Source organism: Devosia sp. XK-2, assembly GCF_037113415.1.
Lineage (GTDB): Bacteria > Pseudomonadota > Alphaproteobacteria > Rhizobiales > Devosiaceae > Devosia.
This window is the reverse complement of sequence record NZ_CP146608.1, coordinates 2510756-2529870: the sequence shown is the minus strand read 5'-3', so window position 1 is coordinate 2529870 and position 19115 is coordinate 2510756. Positions and strand designations below refer to the sequence as shown.

Sequence of the window (19115 nt, the reverse complement as noted above, 5' to 3'; positions counted from 1 at the left end):
CAGAAGAGACTTCGACTGACGTCATCCGGTTGCATTGAGGACCGCCTTCTATGCCTCACCTCTTTGGAACGCTGGCAGGACGAGAAGCACGTTTCTGTGCAGCGATGCGGAACGGCGCGTTGATTGCCCCAAAGCCTGCATAGGCTCCTTTTCTCTGGACGATTTCAAAAAAGAAGCCATCGCCGACATTGGCTGAGTAGAGTTGAAAATACTCGCCCTTTTCGTCTCGGTCATAGAGCAGATTGGCGTTTTTCAGCTTGGCTATTCTCTCAGCCCCGAGGCCAAGCCGCGCCTCCAGGTCGGCATAGTAGTTTGGCGAGATTTCCAACGTGGTTAGCCCGTTGTCCTTGAGCTTCGCGGCGGTGGAGAAGATGTCGTTGGACGCAAAGGCAATGTGTTGAACGCTTGACCCGAAGGTTTCAGCGATGAACCGACCCGCCAGTGTCCGGTGGCTTTCCGCGCCGTTCAGGGTCAGGCGCAAAGCGCCGGTCTCATTGGAGATAACCTGGCTTCGCACCAAGCCCGATGGGTCGATAACATCAACCATTGCTCCCTTGTCCACTCTGAAAATCGAACGGTAAAAGAGAATCCAGGTCAGCATCTCCTCATAGTTCATCGTTTGTGCGACATGATCGAAACCGGTGAGCCCGGCGCCATCAGTTTGGGGAGGGAGCGGCTCAAACTCAATCTCCCAGACCTTTGCGAGGTCGGAGTGGTCATCGAGGAAATAAATGACACCGCCACCGACGCCACGCACTGCGGGGATCGTCAGTTCTCCTGGCGCCACCCCCTGTTGAAAGGGCTGGGCTCCCAGCGCTTTGGCGCGATCCAGCGCTGCTTGGGCATCATCGACCAAAAGACCCATCGCGTATGCAGAGGTGCCGTGTGTCACGTAAGCAGCGTGGGCCAGACCTTCGCGATCGGTATTTACGACAATGTTGATGTCGCCCTGGGTGAAGCGCTCGACATTCTTGGTCTTGTGGCGACCGGCAAACGCAAATCCCAACTGGCGGAGCATGGTTCGAAGGGTTTCCGCTTCGGCTTCATCGGCGGTGAACTCGATAAAGGAGACACCTTTCACCGCTCTTCGCGGCGGCAGTATCGGCAAAGAATGGGAAAGCTCGGGCTCGGCTGTCCTCACCTCGTCCATCAGGAAGACGAGCGATCGATGTCCGTCCTGGGCAATGGTGCGCGGTGAGCCTGAACGGAACTGGTCGTTGAAGATTTCCAGCGAGAATGGGCCGTCATAGCCAGTGGCGACTACAGCGCGGGCAAAGTCAACGACAGGGAGATCGCCCTCTCCCGGCATGTTGCGGAAATGACGGCTCCAATAGAGCAGGTCCATGTCCAGCGCTGGCGCGTCGGCCAGTTGCACAATGAAGATCTTGTCGCCTGGGATCGCGCGGATTGAATCGGAGTCGATGCGGCGCGACAAGCTGTGAAAGCTGTCGAGAATGACGCCAACATTGGGATGATCGGCCCTGCGCACGATTTCCCAAGCGTCCCGGTGGTCGTTGATATGCCGCCCCCAGGCGAGAGCTTCGTAACCAATCTTCAGGCCACGTTTGCCTGCCCGCTCCCCCAGTTCGTGGAAATCGGCCGCCGCGCGATCAATACCGCCGAGCGCTGCCGGCGCCACGTTGGAACAGACCAGCATGAGCGGCGCGCCAAGCTCTTCCATAAGGTCGAACTTCCGCTCTGCCCGCGCGAAGGCTTGGGCTCGCTGTACCTCTGGTAGGCCCTCGAAGTCGCGGAACGGCTGGAAGAGGGTGATTTCCAGGCCAAGGTCCAAGGCCATGCGCCGCACTTCGCCCGGACTGCGGTCAAATGCGAGAAAGTCGTTCTCGAAAATTTCCACTCCGTCAAAGCCTGCCGCGGCAATGGCTTCCAACTTCTCACGAAGGTCTCCGCTGATGGAAACCGTGGCGATAGACGTCTTCATGATACAATCCTGAACGAACCAGTTCGTACAATGTACCGATGTGACAGAATATGGTCAACGAGACATCTGCTAAGTGACGCTGACAGGTCTTCGCTCCCCTTCCTGATGGAGCTCAGAGCCTGTTGGGTGCAGCTTCGCGTGCCAGATAGCGCAGGACCATTTCGCTGGTATTCTGCTTGAGCTTTTTCTGCATCTCTGAACTGCCGAAGTCGCGTGCGAACAGTTGGGAGAATGTGGCCCGATTTGAGACGTTGAAGAAGCAAAGAGCGCTGATCTGCCAATGGATTTCGAGCGGGTCTAGCCCCGGACGAAATTGTCCCTCGCTAACGCCGCGCTCATAGAGCTCCTTGATCCGGGCGATCGCGGTGACATTTAGTTCCCGGACGACCCCCGACCGTTCCAGATATTGTCCATGGTGGATGTTTTCGATCATCACCATGCGAATGAAGTTCTCATGCTGGTGATGATGGTCGAAAGTAAATTCCACCAGGCGCCGCATCCCTTCGACGGGTGGAAGTCCGGCAATATCAAGTTCAGCCTCACCTTCCCGCACCGTGGCATAAGCAGCTTCCAATGCGCTGAGGTAAAGCCCTTCCTTGTCGCCGAAATAGTAGTAGATCATCCGCTTGGAGGAGCGCGTCTTGGCGGCAATTTCGTCGATCCGGGCGCCTGAAAGGCCGTTGAGGGCAAATTCCTGGCTGGCCACTTCGATAATGTTGGCCCGTGTTCCCTCCGGGTCTTGCTGGCGCACAGGTGTCTTGCGCCCTGCCTTTTTTACATCCGACCCCATTTCCGCCATCGGGAAAAAATGCCTTTCCAATACTCTCCGAATTGACCGAACTAACCAGTTCGTACATTGTGGAGAAAATGCCCTGACGTTCTTCTAATGGCGAGGGGTGTATGAAAACAAGGGCGGAGAGCTTTCCGCCAGGGAGCTTCTCAGTGACTACACAAGGTGAGCGCGTTCGAAACGCCTTCGCGATCGTTGATGCAGCGCGCTCCGGTTATGATGGTACACAAGGCAACGGCGTGAGGGTCGGCTTATTTGGGCGGGGCATTGGCTCGTCGCTCACACCGGCCATGCACGAGGCTGAAGGGGGACGGCACGGTCTCCACTACCGCTATGACCTGATCGACTTCGACCGCCTTGGCCTCGAAGACGACGACCTTGAGGCCATGCTTGTCGCAGTCAGGGAGCGAGGATATTCAGGGCTGAACATCACCTATCCCTTCAAACAGGCTATTTTGCCCCTGCTTGATGATTTGTCACCGGAAGCAGATCTGATTGGCGCCGTGAATACGGTCGTGTTGAGACATGGCGGCTGCATGGGGCACAACACCGATAGCTGGGGCTTTGCCCAAAGCGTCCGAATCGGCCTCGGCGCTGTGCAGATGGATCATGTCTTGCAGGTCGGGGCAGGGGGCGCGGGCGCGGCCATTGCTCATGCTTTGGTCCAACTCGGTGCTACGTCACTCGACATCGTTGATGCCGACGCTGCGCGAGCACAAAGTCTGGCCACCCATATCGCACGAACCAGCAATGCCCGCACCCAGGCTCTGACGCCCGACCGATTGGGGGAGGTGATTGGCCACGCTGCCGGGGTGGTCAATGCCACTCCGGTTGGCATGGAGAAGCTGCCGGGCATGCCCTTCGATCCGACAATGCTTGGCCGGCATCAATGGTTGGCCGACATCATATACTTTCCTCGGGAAACGGAACTGATCCGCCAGGCGTCAAGGCTCGGATGCCGCACACTACCCGGCGGTGGTATGGCCATCTACCAAGCGGCTCGCGCCTTCCGTCTTTTCACCGATATTGATCCGGACAGCGCGGCAATGGGCAAGACGTTTGCGGCACATGCCTAATTGTCCAACTTGCCCGTCGATAGCACGTGCTCCACACCGCTATTGACGTGGCTGGCCAGCATTGTCAGCGCGCCATCAACATCGCGGGCGATCGCCATTTCAAATAGCACCTTGTGATCATCGACCACGCCGGACCCGCGGAAGCTGGCTGCCCACATGTGGTAGCGTAAAAATCGATCGAATGTGGCGGCGTGCAGGTCAAGGAGCACCCGTGACCCGCATGCCGAGATAAGGGCGTTGTGGAAGGCGAAGTCGTATCGCACCCAGTTGACGGTCTGGCGTTCCTGTCCCGCTAGCAACTTTTTCTCGGTAGCCGCCAATATGTGATGAGCCGCGACGACGCGGCCCTCCCACTCCAGGTCGCCCGCCGCCAGGGAAAGGGCTAGGGCGTGGCTTTCGAGTAATAGTCTGAGGTCGGCGATTTCGCGCAGGTCCTGCCGCGTGACGGGCGCAACCGCGAATCCCTTCTGCCCCTCTGCGACCACGAGGGATTCGCTCGCCAGTCGGCTCAAAATCTCTCGTAGCGTGCTGACGCCCGCATCGTAGCGTTCGCGAAGCCCCTCCAGTCGCAGCTTGTCTCCAGGTCGGAGGCGGCAGGCTATTATGTCCCGACGCAGGCGTTGATAAGTGGCTTCACCGACAGATGGGGAGAGATCGTATCTGGACATAATCAATTTTATCTGACGAAATACATTTTGCCTGACATTTATCAGTTCAAGTGAGAAATTGAAAGCTGGCTTTCAGAGCGAAATTCTCGCCATTGACATGAACGAACCATTTCGTACAAAGTGCATTCAGCCCGATGACGGGAGGTTTTCGGTGTCGGAGCGTAACCGTTCGGTGGGAGTGAAGACCCGCAACGGCATCTTGCCGGACCAGAACTGGTCTTGGCTCTGAAAGGTAACAAAAGTGGAATGTGAGACATTCCAGGGAGGAAGATTGATGACTATTTCGCTTTCACGGCGCGCCCTCATGGTTGGCGGCTTGCTTCTGGCAGCTGCTTTCCCGGCGCTGGCGCAGGACAATCCGACGCTGCGCTTTTCGGCAGTGTTTTCGGAACAGGACATTCGCGCTGAAATGATCAACCTGCTCTCATCGCAGGTTGCTGACTTTGCCACTGTTGAACCCTATTTCGGGGCAACTCTGTTTGCCCAGGGTACCGAGCTAGTTGCGTTGCAACGTGGCAACCTGGAATTGGGCAATATTGCTCCTCAGGATATTTCCAACCAGATTCCTGCCTGGTCGCTGCTAACGTCGGCCTATCTGTTCCGTGATGCCGCGCACCTGCGCTCTTTCTTCGACAGCGAAGTCGGCGCAGAGTTCAAGCAGATGGCATCTGACCAGCTTGGCATCAAGATTCTTGGACCGACCTATTTCGGCGCCCGTCAGGTTGGCTTGCGCGGCGACAAGAAGATCGCCACTCCGGCGGACATGGCCGGTATCAAGCTGCGCATGCCAGGTGGTGATGCGTGGCAGTTCCTGGGCACGTCGCTGGGTGCAAATCCGACGCCGATGGCCTATGCCGAGGTTTATACCGGCCTGCAGACCGGTGCTATCGACGGCCAGGACAATCCACTGCCGAACGTCGAGAACATGAAGTTCTACGAAGTGATGGACCAGATCGTCCTGACTTCGCACCTGGTTGGTTTCGACCTTCTGGTCATCAGCAACTCTGCATGGGACGCCATGACCCCAGAACAGCAGGAGGCCTTCCAGGCCGCTGCAACGGTTGCTATCGACTTCAGCCAGGAAGAGCACCTGAAGCGTGAGGCTGAGCTGGTTGAGCGCTTCAAGAGCGTCGGCCTGGACATCTATGAGCCCGATCAGGATGCCTTCCGCACCTATGCGCAGCAGAAGTATCTCGAATCCGATCTGGCCAAGGATTGGCCCGAAGGCGCACTCGACGCCATCAACGCGCTGTAACAACGCGTCCGGGTGTCGCCATCGAGCGACACCCGTTTTTGCATTTCCCAGACAGAGACGACGACGATAGCGTGCCCCCATGGCTATCGACGGGGAGGACGACATGGCCGGTCTGATCCAGTTTGGACGCTGGTTGTCCAAAAGAGCTGAAAACATTCTGGCGCTGATGCTGGGCTTGATGTTCTTCGCCTTCATCATCCAGATCGTGTTTCGCTATGTGCTGCAATTGCCGACGGGTTGGGCGCATGAAACGAGCGCCATCCTTTGGGTGTGGATTGTCCTGTTTGGCGCAGCCTTTGTGTTGCGAGACCGCGACGACGTCCGGCTCGATGTTGTCTATTCAGCGATGAGCACCAAGGCACGCCGGGCGATGACCGTGATCACCGCTCTGGCCATCGTTGCCCTTTTGGCCACGGCCCTGCCTGCCATTGTCGACTACATCCTGTTCATGAAGGTCGAAAAGACCGCCTATCTCAAGATCCGCTACGACTACGTCTATTCTATCTTCATCGTCTTCGCCGTTGTGACCGTCATCCGGTATATCTGGCGTGCTGGCGTGGCGGTTTGGGGACGTGAAGAGCAGGAAGAGGCCAAATAATGGAACTGCTCACCGACCCCTTCTTTCTCTGTATCGCCGCAATTCTGGTGCTGGCCGTTTTGGGGCTGCCGATTGGCCTGTCGATGATCGGCGGTTCGATCCTCTATCTTCTCCTCAACGGCCTCGACATGGGGATCGTGGCTGAGCAATTCCTCAACCGCATGTACGCCAACTACATCATCCTGGCCGTACCGCTGTTCATCCTGGCGGCCGAGTTCATGAATATCGGCTCGCTTTCAGACAAGCTCCTGGTCTGGTGCAATGCCGTGGTTGGTCGCTTCCGTGGCGGCCTGGCGCTGGTCAATGTGCTGCAGTCAATCGTTTTCGCGGGTATGTCGGGCTCGGCCATTGCAGACGCGGCGGGGACCGGCAAAATGGTCCACTCGCTGATGACGCGCGACGGAAAATATCCCAATTCCTTCGCGGCGGCGCTCACAGCCTCGTCGGCAGTGATCGGGCCGATCATTCCGCCATCCATCCCCATGGTGCTCTATGCCCTCGTTTCAGATGCCTCGATCGGCTACCTGTTCATGGGCGGGATAATTCCCGGTGTGATCATGGGTCTCTCCCTGGCCTTGATCATTTTCTACAAGGCCAAGAAGCACAACTTCCCGGTGGAAGCGCCGGTGCCGCTGCGGCAGCTGCCCAAAATTACCTGGCAGTCTCTGCCGGCCCTGATGATGCCTGTAGTGCTGCTATTCTGTATTTATAGCGGCATAACTACCCCAACCGAAGCCGCTGCCGTCGCCGCAGCCTATGCGCTCATCGTCTCGATCGTGCTTTATCGCTCGATCAGCTGGAAGAACTTTTATTCGTCGCTGGTGGTGAGCTCAAAAACCACCGTGTCGATCGGTATGCTGATCGCTGGCGCATTGGTGCTCAATTACGTGGTCACTGTCGAAAACATTCCGGCCTCGCTCAGCGCTGTGCTTACGGAGTGGAATCTCGACGCGGTGATGTTCCTGATCTTCGTCAATGTGGTTCTGCTGCTGCTCGGCTGCGTACTCGAAGGAACAGCGATCATCCTGATCATTGTCCCTGTTCTAGTGCCCTCGGCTGCAGCTCTTGGCATTGACCTGGTACATTTCGGCGTCGTCGTGGTTGTCAATGTGATGATCGGCCTGATCACGCCCCCCTATGGCATGCTGCTTTTCGTGATGCAGACGGTCTCTGGCGCAAAGCTCAAGGACATTGTGAGCGACACGCTGCCGTTCCTGGCTGTGCTGCTTGCCGCGCTGATGCTGTTCACCTTTGTGCCCGACACGGTGCTGTGGTTGCCGCGTCTGTTTGGCTACCAGGGTTAGTCCCAAGGATATGAAATGAAGCCTATCTACGTTCTCAATGGCCCCAATCTTAATCGCTTGGGAAAGCGCGAGCCGCACATTTACGGTACGACGACACTGACCGAGGTAGAGGCCATGTGCAGGGCTGCAGCCGGCGAGCAAGGGGTTGTATTTCACCAGACCAACAGCGAAGAAAAACTCATCGGTTTGGTTCATGAGGCAATCGATGAGGGCGCCGGAATTGTGATCAATCCCGCAGCCTTTACCTTCACCTCACTGGCTCTGCTTGATGCCTTGAAGATGGTGGAGGGCCCTGTGATCGAACTGCATATCTCTAATATTCACAAGAGAGAGCCGATCTATCATCGCTCCTATGTCTCGATGCGCGCCGACGCAGTGATCGCAGGCCTTGGGGCCCATGGCTACGAAGTCGCGGTAAAGGCGCTTATTCGGCTACTGCCTTTAGCTGGCTGAATCCAGGCAGCAGATATGGGCCAACAAGAGCACTGGCGTAGTCCGGTATGGTGCCAATTGAGCCAATACCGCTCCGTCCGCAACCGGCCCCGCTGGAGGCGCTACCGAGGAGAATTGTGCGGCAGGGGGAAGTTCTCCCGAGGCTGCATGGCGCCGGCTGACGAACTGTTCGCCTTAATCGTTCTCCGATTGGCCGATGTTGGCCAAAGGAGAATGAAAATGGGTATCTCACAATATGACCCCGCCGCCAGAGGTCGGCCGGCGTGGAACGCCGGTCGGCAAGTCGGAGCCAAGCGGGCACTCAGGGTGCGTCAGATCTGGGCAATCCGGTTCTTTCTGGATCGGGAGGGGCGAATGCGCGACCGGGCGCTATTTGATCTGGCCATCGACAGCAAGTTGCGCGGTTGCGATTTGGTCAAACTCAAGATCGGCACACTGGTGTCCGGTCATGACATCCGCGCCCGGGCGATGGTCATTCAACAGAAGACAGGCCGACCGGTGCAGTTTGAGATCACGAGCGATGCCAGAACAAGTTTGTTGGCATGGCTCGAGAGGCGAGGGGGCTCGGTAGAGGATTTCGCCTTTCCCAGCCGAGCTGATCCAAACGACCACCTGAGCACCAGGCAATATGCCCGACTAGTCGATGAATGGGTGACTGCCATAGGTCTGCGCAAGGAGGAGTACGGCACGCACTCGCTCCGGCGCACCAAGGCCTCGCTTATCTACAAGGCCACCGGCAATCTCCGCGCCGTGCAGATCCTTCTTGGCCATACCAAGATCGAGAACACGGTTCGGCATCTGGGCGTCGATGTCGAAGACGCACTGGAACTGGCGGAACACACCGAAGTCTGACGATCAGCGGCCCCACCTCAGGTGAGGCCGCGCAGGAGAACACCGCCGGTCCACGATCCTCAGTTCGAACTCGGCAACAGGACGGTCAGAAAATCCATGATCGCGTCTTTTCCAATGAGCACATCCAGACCATCGCAGATGCGCCCCATTCCGGCCATTCGACGTGCAGTCCAGAATTCCCAAAACCGGACATCGCCGGTCGCGCACGTATAGGCCACTTGGGGGTGGTTTGCGGAAGGACGCCTTTGGGGCAAGATGGCGCGAAAGCGGACACTGGTGACGGTAGGTGGAAATGCGGAAAGTTCTATCAGTGCTCATGCTGCTGTGCATTTCAGCCATCGGTACGATAACCACCTCGGCCCAATCGACTGGGTATGATGACATCCAAATACAGGTTGGCTACGAAAGGTTTGTGCTGACCCCGACCCCTGCATTGACCGTGCATGGGATTGGCACGTTGCCTGGTGCACTCGATCCGACCTTGGGCGAAACTTTCTATTTTGGAGAACCCGGACTTCCGGCATTGGAACCAATGTCGCCAGAAAAAGCCAATGCCGCTTGGCGAGCCATTTCTGGGGGCGACGTGCTCCAAGCTTTAGCCTTCACCTACTTCTTGAACTGCGCGTCAAATCCTCAGCTACCAACCAGTCTGGTTTCCCTCTGCCAGGTTCCCCTGCTTGAAAAAGGACTTCTATTCAACGTCAGGGAAAAAGCACCGGCGCGCGAGATCGGAACGCACTTGGATCGTCCAAGACCGGAACGACCCTTGGCTGCGCCGGTGAGCCAGGATGGTGCCATGACTGTACGCAAAGACGGGAGGGCATACTGGGAGGGGCAATTGGCCGATGGCCCAGTCGCGGTTCTCTGCGAGAAGCGGCCCAAAAGCGGCAACTACGAATGCTCGCATTCCCGGGCCCTAACGCCGACAACTTACTACCGTATCGTATTCTTGCTGGCTGGCGAAAACCCACCGCCATCTGATGCCGAATGGCTATCGTTCTCGAGCGCGGTAGCGGAGATCTTTCGCGGTGTCGTAACGCCGCTTCATTGACCCTTCCCTGACCGGAAGGCGCGACAGCCGATATGCTGCATTGCAAGATGAACTAGATCACGGTGTCCCCTTCCAAGCTTCGCGTACACCAGTCTGCAAGGCCGAAACGGGGTCGCGTTCCGCCAGGCAGAAATGCGCCCCTTTTCTGCTGTTCAAGCGCATACGATGCGTTCTGGAAAGCCGCCGTTCTCCTGCGGTTTGGTTGCGCAAATCGCGAAGCGCTCTGATGCGAGCCGCTCCGCGGCCCGCCAGAAAGGCATTCTCCGCGCCTGCGCCCAGTGGATATCGCCCATCTTGCGGTCGATGACGATGTCCGCGAAGCCTGCGGCTTTCAGCAGTGTAACAACCGCTTCAGCAGGCATGCCATCACTGAAATAGACGCGCTCCCTTATGCGGCGATGCCGCTCTGCCATGACCGGACCCATATGGCCTTTTGGGCCGGGCCGGCCGAGTAGGCGATTGATGGAATTATGTAGCCGCGATACCCAGCTTTGCCTACCCATATTGCCGTCAATGATCAGCAGCCTACCGCCAGGCTTGAGCAGCCGATACCATTCGGCAAAGCAGGCAGGCACGTCAACCAATGTCCAGACCAGGTGGCGGTTGGTAATGGCCTCATAGCTGGCATCGGGTTCGCCGGTATTTTCGGCGTCCCGCATGATAAAGCGGATATCGGTGCCGCGCTTTGCCGCCTTGGCGCGGGCTTGTTTCAGCATGGCCTCGGACCAGTCGATGCCCGTCACCTTGAACCCCATGTCGTTCATCAGGTGGGAAATCACCGCTGTACCACATGCTAGGTCCAGCAGGGGTCGTCCATTGCCCTCGCCGAGATGCTTGCGAACGAGACGATGCCAAGCCTTCCGCTCGGCCTCGCTGAACACTTCGTGGCCCACGCTCTGGTCGAAGGTTGCGGCGCGCTCGGACCAGAATTCGCGGATTTCATCGCGGATGGAATAATTGCTTAGCTCATTCATGGACATACCCCAACATACTGGAATCGCTCTAAAAGATAATTCTTGATTCTGTTTGTCATATTTCATAGGCCGGGGTGTCTTTCAACACCGGAGTGTGTGGCAATGTCCATTCGCAACACTGCCCTGGCCGCCTTGGCCGGGACCGTCCTCTTTTTGCCTGTCACGAGCCTTGCCGATCCCTTCACAGTCACCGATGTGGCAGGACGTGAAGTCGCTTTCGATGGTCCGGTAGAGCGGGTCGTTCTGGGCGAAGGCCGGCTGGTCTACGCCCTGGCGGCCATCGAGACGGAAAACCCGTTTGCCCATGTCGTCGCCTGGCGCAATGACCTCAACACCACGGACCTGACCGGCTTCAACAACTACCTGGCGGCCTTCCCCGAGGCCGCCGATATCCCCTTCCTGGGCAATCTCACCGACGGAACGCTGCAGGCTGAAACGGTGGTGGACCTGGCGCCCGATGTCATGCTTCTCACTATCGGCTCCAAGAAGGCCGCGGATGAGGTCAAGCTCGAGGAAATGCTCAGCCAAGTCGGCGTGCAGCTTGTCTATGTCGATTTCCGCGAGCACATCATCGACAATACCAAGCCCAGTCTGCGCGTGCTCGGCCAGCTCTTCGACAAGAGCGAGCGCGCCGAGGAAATCATCGCCTTCTGGGATGAACAGACCGCCCGCGTCACCGATGTGCTGGCCCAGGCCAATCCGGAAAAGCCGGTCGTCTTCATGTATCGGGCGGCAGGTCTGGGCGATTGCTGCGGCAGCTTCGGCACCGACAATTACGGCAAGATGGTCGAAATGGCTGGCGGCATCAACCTGGGTGCGGAATTCCTGCCTGGCTATACTGGCACGATCAACCCCGAACAGGTGATTGCCTCCAATCCCCAAATCATCGTGGTGACCGGGTCGGACTGGACCAATTCGCCATCGACCAGCGCTGATGGCCCGTCCTACGTCAATGTCGGGCCTAACGCCGCTGCCACGGCCGATGCCAGTCGTGTCGCCCTCGCTGCCCTCATGGAACAGCCCGCCTTTACCGACGCCCAGGCCGTCCAGAGTGGCAAGGTCTACGCCATCTGGCACCAGTTCTATGCCAGCCCGTATCAGTTCGCACCCATCCAGCAGATGGCCAAGTGGTTCCATCCCGATCTGTTTGCCAATCTGGACCCCGATGCCACTTTCCGTGAATTCCACGAGCGCTTCCTGCCCGTTCCCTACCAGCCCGGCTATTGGCTGGCGCTGAACGAGGAATAGTCATGGCTACGGCAACCGCCGATCCAGTTGCCCATGAAGGACGCGGTCTTTACCGCGCCCTTGCATGGCGGCGCATTCTTATCATTGTCGGCTTCGCCATTACTTTGGCACTGAGCTTCACCGTCGATATCGCCTGGGGTCCCGCTCGCTACGCGCTGACCGATGTCGCATCCGCCATCGTTTCGCCCGGCAGCGTGTCCGACAAGATCCGCGTCGTGGTCTGGGATATCCGCATGCCCATAGCGCTGATGGCCATTATCACTGGTGCTGCGCTCTCGCTCGCCGGCGCCCAGATGCAGACAATCCTGGCCAATCCACTTGCCAGCCCCTTCACCCTCGGTATTTCCGCGGCCGCCAGCTTCGGCGCGGCAATTGCCATCGTGCTGGGCGTGTCGATCATCCCACTCGCCACCAATTTCATGGTGCCGGTCAATGCCTTCGTTATGGCGCTGGTCGCCACCCTCATCATCCACTTTATCTCGCAGGCGCGCGGCGTAACCGTGCAGACTGTCGTGCTATTGGGCATTGCGCTGGTCTTCACCTTCAATGCGCTGCTGGCCTTCCTGCAATATGTCGCTTCCGAACAGGCTCTACAGAGCGTGGTATTTTGGACCATGGGCAGCCTGACCAAGGCGACATGGGAAAAGATCTGGATAACCACGGCTATTCTGGTCCTTACCCTGCCGTTGTTCGCGCGCCATGCCTGGGCGCTTACAGCCATCAGACTGGGCGAAGACAAGGCCGCCAGCTTCGGTGTGAACGTGCGCCGCATCCGGCTCGAAACCATGCTGATCGTCGCGCTGTTAGCGGCCGTTCCGGTCAGTTTCGTCGGCACGATCGGTTTTGTCGGGCTGGTCGGCCCCCATATCGCGCGTATGCTGGTGGGCGAGGATCAGCGCTTCTTCCTGCCCACCTCGATCCTGGCGGGAGCATTGCTGTTGTCGACCACTTCGGTGGTCTCGAAATCCATTCTGCCGGGCGTGGTATTTCCCATCGGCATCATAACGGCACTGGTCGGCGTGCCCTTCTTCTTCTCGCTCATTCTCTCCAATGTGAGGCGGTCATGGTAACTATCGCGCTTGAGGACATTGGTGCCTATTACGGGCGGCGGTTGACCGTGTCGGGCATCACCACACCGACCTTCTCGTCCGGCGAGATTATCGCAGTCATCGGTCCCAACGCTGCAGGAAAGTCCACCCTGTTCAAGCGTATGGCCGGCCTGTTGCAAGGCCCCGGAATGGTGCGGGTTGAAGGCTCAGAAAAGGGTAAGCGCGCTATCAGCTATATGCCGCAGGACACCTCGGCCAACGCTGTCCTCACGGTCTACGAATCCATCCTGCTCGCTCGTAAGCAGGGGTCTGGCTGGAAGGTCAGCGACGAGGACCTGGCGCTGATCGATGGCGTGATGAGTGCCATCGATATCACCGATATTGCCTTCCGCAACCTCGGCGAGTTGAGCGGCGGACAGCGTCAGCTCGTGGGCATAGCGCAGACGCTGGTGCGCGAACCGGACATATTGCTGATGGACGAGCCCACCAGTGCGCTGGACCTGCACCGGCAGATGGAAGTGCTCGATTTCATGCAGCAGGTGGCGCGCGAGCGCAGAATGATCGTGTTCATCGCCATCCATGACCTGAACCAAGCCATGCGTTTTGCCGATAAAGTCCTGGTCATCGAGCGCGGTGGACTGAGGGGCGTGGGTGCAACCGGCGACGTCATCACCCGCCAGCTACTCCGCGACGTCTATCGGATTGATGCGCGCATCGAGCGCTGCTCGCAAGGCCAGTTGCAGATTATCGTCGACAGCGTTGCCAAAGGCGAGGGTCAAGCGGAGCTCTCGGATACTCGCGCCGCTTGAGAGAGCATAATTGTTTTGGTCTGGCAGCTTAGCGCCCGAAAACGGTCATCCGGTTAGAGCTAAAGACGTCCCGAAAGTTGCCGTCCTTCTTTACTCGAGGGTTGCCGTTGTCTGTCCCCGAACGGGACTTCTACGGTGCGCTCCGTCACCTGAGCCATGAGAGCCCGGAAGACGATGGAGTAAATCTTCAGTGCAGAGCTGATTGAAAACGCAGGACAATTTCGGGCCAACGAGCCGACCATCCATAACCTCCCCTTTTTCGAAGTGCTCTGCAGGAATGGTCAGACACCATTCTCAGGGACCTCGCCGCGCTGAGATAACTTCCCATCCGAATGTCTGGCGCGAGCTCGCCGTTGATGGGTCACTTGACTCAATCCAATGCGTCATGATTAGTTCGGTCAGTCACCGAACTAATTAAGGCGTCGATGTGAGCCAGGCCATTCGAATTTCGCGGCAGTTTTCCCTTCGCTCCGTTATGGAGGCGATTGTGCAGGGCGGTTCGGTCTCACGAGCCTCGCTGGCCAAGCAGACAGGACTCTCCAAGCAGACTATCTCCGAGATCATGCGCCAGCTCGAAGACGAGGGCTGGGTGCAGGAAACCGGGCGCACCAGCGGTCATGTCGGCCGCACTGCTGTCACCTACGAACTGGTCCCCTCGGCCGCCTATATCGCCGCTGTCGATTTGGGGGGCACAAAGGTGCGGGTCGCCATCTGCGACCTGTCCAGTCACGTCCTGTCCGAGGTTGCCGAGCCGACCCATCCCGATGGCGGCAGGGCCGTCTGCGAGCAGATCGCGGCCCTGTGCTGGGCCGCCGCCGACAAGGGCGGCGTGCCGCGCTCGAAACTGCGCATTGCCGTTATTGGTGCCCCCGGTGCGCCGCAGCCCGAAACGGGTCGGGTGCTGCTGGCACCCAACATTGCTGGTTTCGACCAGATGGACGTGGCCACCGCGCTCCAAGCCGCACTCGGCTTCGAGGCCATGATCGAGAATGACGTTAACTTGGCCGTGCTGGGCGAAAGCTGGTTGGGTGCGGGGCAGGGCATCGACAATCTCGCCTTTATCGCCCTGGGAACCGGCGTCGGCAGTGGGTTGATGCTCAATGGCCAACTGGTGCGTGGCGCCACCAATGCGGCCGGCGAACTGGGCTTCTTGCCCTTCGGTGCCGACCCATTTGAGCCAGAATCGCTACGGGCAGGTGCCTTTGAGCGCGTGACGGCGTCCCATGGCATCCTGCAGCGCTATCGCGACGCGGCTGGGCACGACGCAACTGTTCCGGCAATCTTCGACAAGGCCAATGCAGGCGAGTCGGCTGCCGTGGCTGTACTCGACGAGACCGCCCGTCTGCTGGCCCGGGGCATCGGCGCCATCGCCGCTATCGCCAACCCGCAAAAAGTCATCCTCGGCGGCTCGATTGGCTCGCGGCCCGAACTGGTTGAAAAAGTGCGGCAGGTCCTGCCGCTCTGTTTCCCCTATCCGGTCGAGATTGAGGCCAGTGTCTTGGGCAATCACGCGGCTCTCGTCGGCGCAGCTGCCATTGGCCTCGGCCACCTGCACAATACGCTCTTCGGTGCCGACACGCCGGAATCGCGCATTTCCCTGCCGCCCGCCAATGCAGTCTCCATGCGGGAGCTGCTTCGATGAGCCAGAACCTGCACAACCGCCTCCTCTCAGCCATGGACCGCGACGACGCCATCGACCTGCTGCGCGGCGCCATTGGTCGCAACAGCGTTACCGGTAACGAAGCCAGCATGGTCGACTATCTGCAGGGCCAGATGCAGTCGCGCGGGCTTGAAGACATCGACGTGAGGGAGTTCGAACTCGGCCGTCCCAATATCCGCGGCAAGCGTTCCGGCATGGGCGCAGGCAAGCGGCTGCTTTTCATCGGCCATACCGACACGGTGCATGTCGAAGGTTGGGAACAGCATTGGGCCGGCGACGTCAGGGAGAATCCCTTCGGCGCGCCGATCATTGATGGCGAAATCTGGGGCCGCGGCGCGGGCGACTTGAAAGCCGGCATCTGCTCCAGTCTCGCCGCCCTGAGCCTGCTTGATCGGGCCGGGATCAAACTCAAGGGCGACGTCGATTTCGCCTTTGTTGGCGACGAGGAAAGTGGCGAGCCGGGCAGCGGTGTCTCGGCGGGCGTGAAGGCCCATGTGGCGCGGATTGCCTCGGGCGAACTGCCGCGTCCCGATTTCGTCGTCTATACCGAGCCCACCCAGCTTGCCGTTTATCCCGCACAAATCGGCTTTTTCATTGCCGACATCACCATCACAGGCAAATCCGCCTATTTCGGCGTACCCGAACTGGGGCGCGACGCGCTCAAGGCCAGCCATGCGGTGATGACCGCCCTCTGGGCTCATTCCGACGCCATCTCGACCCGGGCGGAGCATCCCCTGGTCGGCCGAGGTTTCCTGCTCATCACCACGCTTCAGGGTGGTGGATTCATCGCCGTCCCCGAACGCTGCACTCTCTCGCTCATCCGCAAGCTCCTACCGGGCGAAAGCCTCGACGCCGCCGCCGCCGAGCTTGATTTCGTCATCCGGGGCGCCGTTACCGATCCGGAGATCACGGTCGACATCGCCTATCCGGCGGGACGCGATCATGCCTTGGGCGGCACCGCCGCCGAGATCGACCTGACCCATCCTGCGCTGGCTCTGCTGCAGGATAGTGTGGGCCAGGCCATGGAAGGGCGAGGGGGCATCGAGGGGGCGCCGTTCTGGTCGGAGAGTCCGTTCTTCGTCAACGGCCTCGGCATCCCGGCGGTCTATTGCGCGCCCGGCGACATCCGCAACTGCCACACTTTCGAGGAACGCGTCAGCGTCGAGGAATACCTCGCCGGCGTCGTCGCCTTTGCCAGTTTCATCGCCCGCTTCTGCGGCATGGAAGACAACAACTAGGGAAAATTCGTTCAAGGGAGACTGAACATGAAGACCACGACCAAGCTCGCAGCGGCCCTCCTGGCCGCTACGCTGCTCAACCCTATCGCCGCCATTGCCCAGACCGTGGGCCCCAATGGCGAAAGCGCCACGCCCTCGTCCGACGTTGTCCTCAGCGACGACAATATCGCCGCCCTGACCGGCAAGGGCTACAAGGCCGCGCTGCTCTGGCACACCTCGTCCGATTTCATCAACGCCGTCTCGGCTGGCGCCAATGACGAATTCGCCCGCGCCGGTGTTGAAGTCGTCGTCACCACCGATGCCGGTTTCGACGCCGCCAAGCAGCGCTCGGATATTGAAACCGCCCTCTCGGCAGGTCCCAACGTCATCCTGTCGCTGCCGCTCGATCCGGTGACCTCCGCCGCGGCCTTCAAGGAAGCGACCGCGACGGGTGTGGAACTGGTTTTCCTCTCCAACCTGCCGGCCGACTATGTCCATGGCACCGACTATGCCGCCATCGTCACGGACGACCTGTTCCAGATGGGCAAGCAGGCTGCCGACGTTCTGGCCGAAGCCATCGGTGGCGAGGGTGAAGTGGGCTATATCTTCCACGACGCCAGCTACTACGTGACCAACCAGCGCGACCAGGCGTTCAAGACCACGATCGAGAACGACCACACAGGCATCAAGATCGTTGCCGAACAGGGCATCTCCGATCCAGCCCGCGCCGAGGAACTGGCCAGCGCCATGCTGCTGCAGAACCCTGAACTCGACGGCATCTATGTCACCTGGGCCGAGCCGGCCGATGGTGTACTGGCCGCCCTGCGCAGCGCTGGCAATACCACGACCAAGATCGTCACCCTCGACCTCTCCGAGCCGATCGCGCTCGACATGGTCAAGGGCGGCAATGTCGCTGGCATCGTCGCCGACGAGGCTTATGAATTGGGCCGCGCCATGGCTGCCGTTGGCCTCAAGGCCCTGCTTGGCGAAGAATCGCCGGCCTTCGTCGTCGCGCCGGCTTTGACCGTCACCGCCGGCAATGTTGCCGAAGGCTGGCAGCAGTCGCTGCACCGCGATGCCCCGGCCTCGGTCCTGGCCGCACAGTAATCCTCCCGGGGCGGGGGCAATCGTGCTCCCGCCTCAACCCCTTCTCCGATGAGGCAGCCATGACCGCGCCCCAGACCGCCACTCGCTCGACACCGTCGCTGCTCAACCGCCTCGCCGGCGCCAATCTGCAGCACTATGTCGTCTATGTCGGCTTCCTCGCCATTTTCCTGTTCTTCGCGGTAGTGCTGCGCGACAGTGGCTTCCTCACCCAGCGGAACCTGGTCAACATCATCCTGCAGACCGCGCCGGTGACGATCATGGCGATCGGGCTGGTGTTCGCCCTGTCGGCCGGCGAGATCGACCTTTCGATCGGCTCCACTGTTGCAGTTTCAGCGCTTGGCGGGGCGATTGCCATGGCGGCATTTCCGCAGGCGGCGCTGCTCGCCGGGCTCGGCGCCGGGCTCGGCATGGGGCTGCTCGTCGGGCTGGTCAATGGGGCGCTGGTCGCCTATCTGCGGCTGCCCTCGTTCCTCGTCACACTGGCCACCATGGGCCTGTTTGCCGGTGTCGCTCGTTCGCTGACGCAATTGCGCTCGATACCGGTCACCGACCCGGTGTTCACGAGCCTGTTCGGTTCGGGCAATCTGTTCGGCATTCCATCGCTGGTCATCTGGACCATTGCGGCGGTTGCCATCGGCCACTTCATCTTCCGGCAAACCAAGTATGGCGCGCATGTGCTGGCGACGGGTGACAATGCGCGGGCGGCCATGGTCACCGGTATCAAGGTGCGGCGTGTCCGCCTCTCGGTCTTTCTCATCAGCGGCGCCATGGCGGGCCTTGCGGGGCTCCTCTATTCCGGCCGTCTCCAAGCCGCCAAATACACCCTGGGCGAAACCGACCTGATGACGGTCATCGCCGCGGTCATCGTCGGCGGCACGCTGCTCAATGGCGGCAAGGGCTCCATTATCGGCGCCTTGGTCGGCTCCCTGATGATGGGCATGCTCAACAATGGGCTCATCCTCATGGGCCTCTCCGTTTCCGACCAGATGATCGTGCGCGGTCTCATCATCCTGGTCGCCGTTGCCGTCTCGCTGCGCGAAACCTCTCGCTAGGAAAGCCAAA

Annotated in this window: 18 protein-coding genes; 14 read left to right on the top strand and 4 right to left on the bottom strand. The window is 59.6% G+C overall.

The features are described 5' to 3' along the window. Window positions 1-55: 55 nt before the first annotated feature. Together V8Z65_RS12400 and V8Z65_RS12395 are read right to left on the bottom strand one after the other, a co-directional pair. Window positions 56-1942: a TIM barrel protein gene (locus tag V8Z65_RS12400; protein WP_338720457.1), complete on the bottom strand. Its 1887-nt coding sequence runs from the start codon at window positions 1940-1942 to the stop codon at window positions 56-58. A gap of 112 nt (window positions 1943-2054) precedes the next feature. Beyond that, window positions 2055-2741, bottom strand: a complete 687-nt coding sequence (locus tag V8Z65_RS12395) for a TetR/AcrR family transcriptional regulator (protein WP_338720456.1) — start codon at window positions 2739-2741, stop codon at window positions 2055-2057. Between the two features lie 101 nt (window positions 2742-2842). Here V8Z65_RS12395 and V8Z65_RS12390 point away from each other — a divergent pair, with 101 nt between their 5' ends. Next, window positions 2843-3808, top strand: coding sequence for a shikimate dehydrogenase (locus V8Z65_RS12390; protein ID WP_338720455.1), 966 nt, complete (start codon window positions 2843-2845; stop codon window positions 3806-3808). Here V8Z65_RS12390 and V8Z65_RS12385 read toward each other — a convergent pair. Then, window positions 3805-4482 carry a GntR family transcriptional regulator gene (locus V8Z65_RS12385; RefSeq protein ID WP_338720454.1) on the bottom strand — a complete coding sequence of 226 codons (678 nt, stop codon included), beginning with the start codon at window positions 4480-4482 and terminating at the stop codon, window positions 3805-3807. The two genes, V8Z65_RS12390 and V8Z65_RS12385, sit on opposite strands and share 4 nt — an antisense overlap. A gap of 268 nt (window positions 4483-4750) precedes the next feature. On the opposite strand from V8Z65_RS12385, the gene dctP reads away from it, so the two are divergent. From dctP to V8Z65_RS12355, 6 genes are all read left to right on the top strand, one after another. Then, a complete protein-coding gene (gene dctP / locus V8Z65_RS12380) occupies window positions 4751-5731 on the top strand; it encodes a TRAP transporter substrate-binding protein DctP (RefSeq protein WP_338720453.1) in 981 nt (326 codons plus the stop codon). 79 nt (window positions 5732-5810) lie between these two features. Beyond that, window positions 5811-6329: a TRAP transporter small permease subunit gene (locus V8Z65_RS12375; protein WP_338720452.1), complete on the top strand. Its 519-nt coding sequence runs from the start codon at window positions 5811-5813 to the stop codon at window positions 6327-6329. Beyond that, window positions 6329-7633, top strand: a complete 1305-nt coding sequence (locus V8Z65_RS12370; RefSeq protein ID WP_338720451.1) for a TRAP transporter large permease — start codon at window positions 6329-6331, stop codon at window positions 7631-7633. The genes V8Z65_RS12375 and V8Z65_RS12370 overlap by 1 nt, the downstream gene beginning before the upstream one ends. Before the next feature lie 15 nt (window positions 7634-7648). Next, window positions 7649-8086 (top strand): type II 3-dehydroquinate dehydratase, encoded by a 438-nt coding sequence (locus V8Z65_RS12365; RefSeq protein ID WP_338720450.1) that lies wholly within the window; start codon window positions 7649-7651, stop codon window positions 8084-8086. 219 nt (window positions 8087-8305) lie between these two features. Beyond that, window positions 8306-8938, top strand: a complete 633-nt coding sequence (locus tag V8Z65_RS12360) for a tyrosine-type recombinase/integrase (RefSeq protein WP_338720449.1) — start codon at window positions 8306-8308, stop codon at window positions 8936-8938. Between the two features lie 310 nt (window positions 8939-9248). Further along, a complete protein-coding gene (locus V8Z65_RS12355; RefSeq protein ID WP_338720448.1) occupies window positions 9249-9989 on the top strand; it encodes a hypothetical protein in 741 nt (246 codons plus the stop codon). Window positions 9990-10141: 152 nt separating this feature from the next. Here the strand turns inward: V8Z65_RS12355 and V8Z65_RS12350 are convergent, their stop codons facing one another. Continuing rightward, the gene (locus V8Z65_RS12350) at window positions 10142-10963 is read right to left on the bottom strand and encodes a class I SAM-dependent methyltransferase (protein ID WP_338720447.1); all 822 of its coding nucleotides are present in this window, start codon (window positions 10961-10963) and stop codon (window positions 10142-10144) included. Window positions 10964-11065: 102 nt separating this feature from the next. Between V8Z65_RS12350 and V8Z65_RS12345 the strand changes: the two genes are divergently transcribed. The 7 genes from V8Z65_RS12345 to V8Z65_RS12315 all read left to right on the top strand — a co-directional run bounded on the left by V8Z65_RS12345 (window position 11066) and on the right by V8Z65_RS12315 (window position 19105). Further along, the gene (locus V8Z65_RS12345) at window positions 11066-12211 is read left to right on the top strand and encodes an ABC transporter substrate-binding protein (RefSeq protein WP_338720446.1); all 1146 of its coding nucleotides are present in this window, start codon (window positions 11066-11068) and stop codon (window positions 12209-12211) included. A 2-nt stretch (window positions 12212-12213) separates the two neighbouring features. Further along, the gene (locus tag V8Z65_RS12340; RefSeq protein ID WP_338720445.1) at window positions 12214-13281 is read left to right on the top strand and encodes an iron ABC transporter permease; all 1068 of its coding nucleotides are present in this window, start codon (window positions 12214-12216) and stop codon (window positions 13279-13281) included. After that, a complete protein-coding gene (locus V8Z65_RS12335; RefSeq protein ID WP_338720444.1) occupies window positions 13275-14069 on the top strand; it encodes an ABC transporter ATP-binding protein in 795 nt (264 codons plus the stop codon). Before V8Z65_RS12340 ends, V8Z65_RS12335 begins: the two co-directional genes overlap by 7 nt. 427 nt (window positions 14070-14496) lie before the next feature. Then, window positions 14497-15711, top strand: coding sequence for an ROK family transcriptional regulator (locus V8Z65_RS12330; RefSeq protein ID WP_338720443.1), 1215 nt, complete (start codon window positions 14497-14499; stop codon window positions 15709-15711). Continuing rightward, window positions 15708-16967: a M20/M25/M40 family metallo-hydrolase gene (locus V8Z65_RS12325; protein WP_338720442.1), complete on the top strand. Its 1260-nt coding sequence runs from the start codon at window positions 15708-15710 to the stop codon at window positions 16965-16967. The genes V8Z65_RS12330 and V8Z65_RS12325 overlap by 4 nt, the downstream gene beginning before the upstream one ends. A 27-nt stretch (window positions 16968-16994) precedes the next feature. After that, window positions 16995-18053, top strand: a complete 1059-nt coding sequence (locus tag V8Z65_RS12320; RefSeq protein WP_338720440.1) for a substrate-binding domain-containing protein — start codon at window positions 16995-16997, stop codon at window positions 18051-18053. A 59-nt stretch (window positions 18054-18112) separates the two neighbouring features. Then, window positions 18113-19105, top strand: a complete 993-nt coding sequence (locus V8Z65_RS12315; RefSeq protein ID WP_338720438.1) for an ABC transporter permease — start codon at window positions 18113-18115, stop codon at window positions 19103-19105. The last annotated feature ends 10 nt before the right edge of the window (window positions 19106-19115 follow it).

Bases quoted from the DNA above. Each gene is read 5' to 3' on its own strand.
- V8Z65_RS12350 (WP_338720447.1), bottom strand. From the start codon at position 10,963: ATGAATGAGCTAAGCAATTATTCCATCCGCGATGAAATCCGCGAATTC.
- V8Z65_RS12360 (WP_338720449.1), top strand. From the start codon at position 8,306: ATGGGTATCTCACAATATGACCCCGCCGCCAGAGGTCGGCCGGCGTGG.
- V8Z65_RS12395 (WP_338720456.1), bottom strand. From the start codon at position 2,741: ATGGCGGAAATGGGGTCGGATGTAAAAAAGGCAGGGCGCAAGACACCT.
- V8Z65_RS12365 (WP_338720450.1), top strand. From the start codon at position 7,649: ATGAAGCCTATCTACGTTCTCAATGGCCCCAATCTTAATCGCTTGGGA.
- V8Z65_RS12345 (WP_338720446.1), top strand. From the start codon at position 11,066: ATGTCCATTCGCAACACTGCCCTGGCCGCCTTGGCCGGGACCGTCCTC.
- V8Z65_RS12325 (WP_338720442.1), top strand. From the start codon at position 15,708: ATGAGCCAGAACCTGCACAACCGCCTCCTCTCAGCCATGGACCGCGAC.
- V8Z65_RS12375 (WP_338720452.1), top strand. From the start codon at position 5,811: ATGGCTATCGACGGGGAGGACGACATGGCCGGTCTGATCCAGTTTGGA.
- V8Z65_RS12315 (WP_338720438.1), top strand. From the start codon at position 18,113: ATGACCGCGCCCCAGACCGCCACTCGCTCGACACCGTCGCTGCTCAAC.
- V8Z65_RS12335 (WP_338720444.1), top strand. From the start codon at position 13,275: ATGGTAACTATCGCGCTTGAGGACATTGGTGCCTATTACGGGCGGCGG.
- V8Z65_RS12390 (WP_338720455.1), top strand. From the start codon at position 2,843: ATGAAAACAAGGGCGGAGAGCTTTCCGCCAGGGAGCTTCTCAGTGACT.
- V8Z65_RS12340 (WP_338720445.1), top strand. From the start codon at position 12,214: ATGGCTACGGCAACCGCCGATCCAGTTGCCCATGAAGGACGCGGTCTT.
- V8Z65_RS12400 (WP_338720457.1), bottom strand. From the start codon at position 1,942: ATGAAGACGTCTATCGCCACGGTTTCCATCAGCGGAGACCTTCGTGAG.
- dctP (WP_338720453.1), top strand. From the start codon at position 4,751: ATGACTATTTCGCTTTCACGGCGCGCCCTCATGGTTGGCGGCTTGCTT.
- V8Z65_RS12320 (WP_338720440.1), top strand. From the start codon at position 16,995: ATGAAGACCACGACCAAGCTCGCAGCGGCCCTCCTGGCCGCTACGCTG.
- V8Z65_RS12370 (WP_338720451.1), top strand. From the start codon at position 6,329: ATGGAACTGCTCACCGACCCCTTCTTTCTCTGTATCGCCGCAATTCTG.